We start from the raw sequence: 5,385 nt of genomic DNA, 5'->3' as shown, positions 1-5,385 counted from the left end.
CGGGTACCGAGCGCGACGCACGGCGTCACAAAGCGACGCCCGTCGAGAGCGGGGAGCCTCTCGAGGTGGTCCCCTGCGGACGAGGTGCCGTGCCGTGCGGCGCGATCTCGTCCGTAGCGGCACGTCTCGCGAGATCTCACGAGATCCGGGGCGGCGTCAGGCCAGCTCGCGCCCCAGGAAGCGCACGTGCTCGCCGATCTGGAACGCCTCGCCGCCCTCGTGGCCGTTGAAGGGGTAGACGCGGATCTCGCGGGGTCCGGCGTAGCGGTTGTAGGAGGCGTAGACGGTGGACGGCGGGCAGATGTCGTCGCGGAGCGCCACCGAGAACAGGGCGGGGGACTGCGCGTAGGGGGCGAAGGAGGTGCCGTCGAAGTACGAGAGGGTGTCGAACACGCGCGCCTCGGCGCCGCGGTGGGTGTGCAGGTACTGCACGATCTCGCCGTACGGCATCGTGTCGACCAGCCGCACGGCGTGCGGGATGTGGGAGAGGAACGGCACGTCGACGATCGCGGCACGCGCCGACTCCGACTCGCCGAGCAGGCCCAGGATCCCCGTGACGGCCAGGGCGATCCCGCCTCCCTGGCTGCCGCCCGAGACGGCCACGCGGGAGGCGTCGACCGCGGGGTGCGCCCGCAGCACGTCGAGCGCGCGGACGGCGTCGGTGAAGACGCGGCGGTAGAAGTGCTCCGCGGGCGACTCGATGCCCTGCGTCATGAAGCCGGAGACGTGCGGCCCGCTGCCGACCGGGTCGGGCGTCGCTCCCGAGCGGTGCCCGGACCCCTGGCCGCGGGTGTCCATGACCAGGTGCGCGTAGCCGGCGGCCGACATCGCGGTCCACTCCGCGAGCTGCCCGCGGCCGCCTCCGTAGCCGATGAAGGTCACGAGCCCGGGGAGGGGGCCCTCGACGCCGCGGGGGAGGATCAGCCACGCGCGGATCGGGTGGCCGCCGAAGCCGGAGTAGGTGACGTCGAAGGTGTCGAGCAGTCCGAAGCCGGCGTCGACCCGCTCGAGGCGCGGCTCGGTCGCGACGGCCCTCGCCTCGGCGATCGTGTCGCGCCAGAACTCGGCGAACCCGGCGGGCTCGGCGATCTCGGGGGCGTACTGCTCGAGGAGGTCGAGCGGGAGGTCGTACTGCGGCATCACGGACTCCTTCTCGGGCAGCGGCGCCCGAGGACCGAGGCTACTGGAGGGACGGGCCCACCTGGGTGCGGCGTGGGAGAACGCCGCAGAGCGGAATGCCTGGGCACCCTCCGCGTTCTCCTCAGCATGACGACGTACGGAATCATCGGAGCAGGCAACATCGGCAGCCAGGTCGCACGGGCGGTCATCGCCCTCGGGGACGAGGTGGTCATCGCGAACTCGCGCGGCCCCGAGACCCTCGCCGACCTCATCGCGGAGCTCGGCCCGAAGGCCCGCGCCGCCACGGCACAGGAGGCGGCCGAGGCCGCCGAGATCGCCGTGGTGACGGTGCCGCTGAAGAACCTCGAGGAGGTGCCGGTCGCCCCGCTCGCCGGCAAGATCGTCCTCGACACGAACAACTACTACTTCGAGCGCGACGGCCGCATCGAGGCGCTCGACAAGGGCGAGACCACGACCAGCGAGATGCTCCAGCAGCACCTCCCGGAGTCGAAGGTCGTCAAGGCGTTCAACCACATCATGGCCGCCGACATCACCACCGACGGCACCCCGGCCGGCACGCCCGACCGCCGTGCCCTCGCGACGTCGAGCGACTACCCCGAGGCGATCCACTTCGTGACCGACCTCTACGACCGGATCGGCTTCGACACCGTCGCGATCACGCCGCTGAGCGAGTCGTGGCGCGTCGAGCGCGACCGCCCCGCCTACGTGGTGCGGCAGAACCGCGAGGAGCTCGAGGCCAACCTCGCGAAGGCCCCCCGCACGGTCTGATCCACCCACTCGGAGGGGAGCGGAGCTGCGGCGCCGCTCCCCTTCTGCCTGTCCGGACGGCGTCGGAGGCGCGCCCGGGACGGCTCCCTCGGCGCTCGCCGCCGCCGGGCCTGCGATAGTCGAGAGGACCAGCCACGCACCAGAGAGCCCCGATCGGGCTCCGAGAGGAGAGGCCTGCCATGCCCTCGACACCCCGTTCCGTCCCCTCCCGCTCCGGGCTCTCGCGCCGCAGCGTCGTGATCGGCGGTCTCGCGGTGCTCCCGCTGCTCAGCGCCTGCACGCCCGACTCCTCCGCTCCGGACGACGCCCAGCAGGAGGCGCCCCGCACCCGCACCGCCGCTCCGAGCGGGCCGGTGGCGCTCGCCCCGGACGCGCTCGCCGCGAGCGCGGCCCTGTTCGCCGCGGCTCCGCTGGTCGTCCTGGTCGAGGACGTCGCCGAGTCCCGCCTGCGCGCCGCCCAGGTGAGCATCGCCTGGGGCGTGCCGCTGCTGGTCGGCTCGGCGGGAACCGGAGCGACGGCCGCCCCGACCGCGGACGCCGCGGCCGTGGGATCCACGGCTTCCGAGACGCCGTCCGACTCCGCGACGCCGTCGGACTCGGCGACGCCGTCCGACTCCGCGACCCCGTCCGCCGCTCCGTCCTCCGCCGCTCGGACCTCCGACGCCCTCACCGCCGAGTTCGCCCGCCTCGGCGTGACCCGCGTGCTCGCGATCGGCGACGTCACCGCGCCCGAGGGCGTCGACGTCGTCGCCTCCGACTCCGACGCGGCCGCCCTCAGCGCCGCGTCCGGCGTGACCGTGACCGACCTGGCGCTCGCCGCCCTCGCCGCCGCCGCGCCGTCCACCGCCTCCGACGCTCCCTTCGGCGCCCTCCCGGCCCGGGCCGACGCCCTGACCGGCCTGCACGCCCTCGCCCGCGCGCAGGACGCCGACGTCGCCGCTCTGGCGACCGCCCGCGCGGCCGGCGTGCCCGTCACCGTGGTCGACGGCGACGACCTGCTCGCCTCGGGCGGTGCCGTGACCGCGATCGCCGAGGCCGACGCCTCCTGCACGCTGCTGCTCGGCCCCGTGCTCGCCGCCCAGCCCGAGCCCGAGTGGGCCGTGCGCGCGGCCGCGAGCGGCTGGCAGCTGCCGGGCGGCGGCCAGCGGATGTTCGGCGGGCACCTCTTCGTCGCGATCTACGGCACTCCGGGCGCTCCCGTCCTCGGCGTGCTGGGGGAGCAGGGCCTCGAGCCCACGATCGCGCGGGCGGAGGCTGTGGCCGAGCCGTACCGGGCGCTCACCGACAAGCAGGTCGTGCCGAGCCTCGAGATCATCACCACAGTCGCGGCGGGCGACCCCGGCAAGGACGGCGACTACTCCAACGAGCTCGACGCCGCCGACATCCGCCCCTACATCGACGCGGCGCAGGCCGCCGGGATGTACGTGGTGCTCGACCTGCAGTCGGGGCTGACCGACTTCCTCACCCAGGCCAAGCAGTACGCGGACCTGCTGACGCTGCCCAACGTCGGCCTCGCGCTCGACCCGGAGTGGCGCCTGCTGCCCGGCCAGAAGCCGCTGGAGCAGATCGGGCGCGTCTCGGCCGCCGAGGTCGACAGCGTGTCGGAGTGGCTGGCCGACCTGGTGCAGAGCGAGGGGCTGCCGCCGAAGATGTTCGTGCTGCACCAGTTCCGGCTGTCGATGCTGCAGGACCGCGACAGCATCCGTCGCGACCGGCCCGAGCTGGAGTTCCTCATCCACGTCGACGGCCAGGGCTCGCAGCCCGACAAGCAGGCGACCTGGGACGCGCTGCACGAGGGCGCCCCCGAGGGCATCGCCTGGGGCTGGAAGAACTTCTACGACGAGGACACGCCCATGCTCACCCCCGCCGAGACGATGGCCGAGGTCCGCCCCCTCCCCGACCTCGTCACCTACCAGTAGGCGGATCCCGGAGGCGGGCGTCAGCGGCGCAGGAGCTCGCCCGAGACGACGCCGGCCTCGACCTCCTCGAGGGCGCGGCCGCGGGTCTCGGGCACGCGCTTCCAGATGAAGACGAGCGCGAGCACGCCGACGGCGCCGAACAGGAAGAACGTTCCGGTGATGCCGACGCCGGAGACGAGGGTGGGGAAGAACAGGCCGAGCACCGCGTTCGTGATCCAGTGGCAGAAGATCGCGATGCCGACGCCGACGCCGCGGATCCGCAGCGGGAAGATCTCGGACAGCATCACCCAGGTGACGATGTTGAGGAACGTCTGCATGCTCCCCACGAACGCGACGACCAGCACCAGGATCACGTACGGCCGCGCCGGGTTCCCCACGGGGAGCGCGACGGAGGCGATGCCGATCAGGAAGTGCATCGCGGTGGTCAGGGAGTAGCCGAGCAGGAGGGTCGTGCGGCGGTTCATCGTCTGCATGAGCCGCAGCCCGATCAGGCCACCGATCACGGCGATCGCCCCGGGCGCGATGTTGGCGACGAGCGCGCCGTCGTGGTCGAAGCCCGCCTCCTTCAGCACCGACTGGCCGTAGTACATGATCGAGTTGATGCCGGTGAGCTGCTGGGCGACTCCGATCCCGATGCCCACCAGCAGGATGCGCACCGCCCAGCGCTCGCGCAGCGCCTGCAGCAGGGGGATCCTCGGGCCGTCTTTCGCGCCGATCGAGCGGGCGATGGTCTCCGCCTCCGCGTGGGCCCGGTCGGGCGTGCGGATGGTGGTGAGCACGCCGAGCGCCTCGTCGCGGCGGCCGTGCGCGATCAGCCAGCGCGGCGACTCCGGGACCCGGGTCATGCCGAGCAGGAGCGCGGCGGCGGGGAGCGCGGCGACGGCGAGCATGATCCGCCAGACGCCGGGCAGCTCGCCCCAGACGGTGCCGATGACGGCGTTGGCCACGAAGGCGGCGAGCTGGCCGATCACGATCATCAGCTCGTTGCGGCCGGCGAGCGAGCCGCGGATCTCGGAGGGGGAGATCTCGGAGAGGTAGATCGGCACGACCACCGAGGCGCCGCCGACGGCCAGTCCGAGGACCGCCCGCCCGAGGACCATCACGCCGAAGCCCGGCGCCACCACGCAGACGAGGGCGCCGACGAGGAAGAGCACGGCGAGCAGGCGGATCGTGGTCCGCCTGCCGAGGGCGTCGGCGAGGCGTCCGCCCGAGATCGCGCCGACCGCGGCGGCGAAGAGGAGAGAGCTCGTGACGACCCCCTCGGTCAGCGCGGTGAGGCCCAGCTCGGCCGACATCGGCTCCAGGGCGCCGTTGATGACGCCGGTGTCGTAGCCGAAGAGGAGGCCGCCGAGGGTCGCGATGAGCGCGATGAGGCCGAGACGCCGAGTCGGCGCCTCCAGGGAGGTGGTGGTCATCCGCTCACTCTGACGCATGGCCGCGCGGTGAGGGAACCCTGGACCGCCGAGCACCCAGGCGTAGATCACGGTCGAGCGGGGGAAGCGCGCCCCGGTCCGTGGATCCGCGTCGAGGACCACCAGATCACCGCGGCCGCACTCGA

The 5,385-nt window shown here is 73.3% G+C and carries 4 protein-coding genes; 2 read left to right on the top strand and 2 right to left on the bottom strand.

The window, feature by feature from the left end; genetic code table 11:
• Positions 1–156: 156 nt before the first annotated feature.
• A complete protein-coding gene (locus C5C27_RS16435) occupies positions 157–1,140 on the bottom strand; it encodes an acetylxylan esterase (protein WP_104222380.1) in 984 nt (327 codons plus the stop codon).
• A 126-nt stretch (positions 1,141–1,266) separates the two neighbouring features.
• Between C5C27_RS16435 and C5C27_RS16430 the strand changes: the two genes are divergently transcribed.
• Together C5C27_RS16430 and C5C27_RS16425 are read left to right on the top strand one after the other, a co-directional pair.
• On the top strand, positions 1,267–1,908 hold the full coding sequence (locus C5C27_RS16430; protein ID WP_104227021.1) for an NADPH-dependent F420 reductase: 642 nt from the start codon (positions 1,267–1,269) through the stop codon (positions 1,906–1,908).
• 179 nt (positions 1,909–2,087) lie between these two features.
• Entirely contained in the window at positions 2,088–3,827 is a 1,740-nt protein-coding gene (locus C5C27_RS16425) for a hypothetical protein (RefSeq protein ID WP_104314935.1), read from the top strand.
• Positions 3,828–3,847: 20 nt separating this feature from the next.
• Here the strand turns inward: C5C27_RS16425 and C5C27_RS16420 are convergent, their stop codons facing one another.
• Positions 3,848–5,242, bottom strand: a complete 1,395-nt coding sequence (locus C5C27_RS16420; RefSeq protein ID WP_258062814.1) for a sugar porter family MFS transporter — start codon at positions 5,240–5,242, stop codon at positions 3,848–3,850.
• Between the last annotated feature and the right edge of the window lie 143 nt (positions 5,243–5,385).

It is taken from the genome of Rathayibacter sp. AY2B7 (genome assembly GCF_002931635.1).
GTDB lineage: Bacteria > Actinomycetota > Actinomycetes > Actinomycetales > Microbacteriaceae > Rathayibacter.
The sequence above is the reverse complement of the archived record's forward strand: the minus strand, read 5'-3'. Positions and strand labels throughout refer to the sequence as shown.

Excerpts from the sequence above, each read along its gene's own strand:
- C5C27_RS16420 (WP_258062814.1), bottom strand. The coding sequence starts at position 5,242 with ATGACCACCACCTCCCTGGAGGCGCCGACTCGGCGTCTCGGCCTCATC.
- C5C27_RS16430 (WP_104227021.1), top strand. The coding sequence starts at position 1,267 with ATGACGACGTACGGAATCATCGGAGCAGGCAACATCGGCAGCCAGGTC.
- C5C27_RS16435 (WP_104222380.1), bottom strand. The coding sequence starts at position 1,140 with ATGCCGCAGTACGACCTCCCGCTCGACCTCCTCGAGCAGTACGCCCCC.
- C5C27_RS16425 (WP_104314935.1), top strand. The coding sequence starts at position 2,088 with ATGCCCTCGACACCCCGTTCCGTCCCCTCCCGCTCCGGGCTCTCGCGC.